The 652-nt window shown below is 59.0% G+C and carries 1 protein-coding gene; it reads left to right on the plus strand.

The annotated features are described in order from the left end of the window. Positions 1 to 72 precede the first annotated feature (72 nt). Positions 73 to 652: IS5 family transposase (locus NDI56_RS21670; protein WP_310921830.1), on the plus strand; the 580-nt coding region annotated here is incomplete at its 3' end.

Consider the following 652-nt stretch of genomic DNA (forward strand, 5'->3'; position numbering starts at 1 on the left):
GGCACTGTAGTTTCGCTAGCCGCGACAGCTACGACTGCGTTATCTCGGTAGAAAGCGAAGAGACAGATTGGTTTGACATCCGAAATCCGCCTCTTCACCCGTGTTACGGTCGCTAAGTCTAAATCAGTTGTTGCAAATCCGGACGAACCCGCCGACCCCGAAGGGGGTGGCGGGTTCGCCGAATGGGCGATGCTGACGCTCCATGCGCTTCGTATCGAGCTGGCAAAATCCTACCGCGTCGCACTTGATTTGCTGAGTGAGATGCCTGGTGTCCTTGACGAGATCGGACTCACACGGCTCCCTCACTACACCGTTCTCCGCACGTGGTTTGAGCGGATTCCAACCAAGACGTGGCGTGCGTTTCTCGGCGCGTCGGCCGAGAAACGCACTGGCCACGCTTCGATTGACGCAACTGGCTTTGACCGTGACCAACCAAGCCGCCACTACGCCAACCGCACAGACTACCGCGTCCGGGCGTTGAAAGTGACTGCACTGGTGGATGTCGAAACGCTGTACATCACCGACATCCACTCGACTACCTCGAAGAAACACGACGCCAAGATCGGCCCGCAGGTCGCCCGCCGGAACGCGGGCGACCTGCGAAGCCTCGCTGCTGACAAAGGATACGACGCGAAAGCCTTCCGCGACGAAC

This window comes from Halomicroarcula saliterrae (genome assembly GCF_031624395.1).
In the GTDB taxonomy this organism is placed as follows: Archaea; Halobacteriota; Halobacteria; order Halobacteriales; family Haloarculaceae; genus Haloarcula; species Haloarcula saliterrae.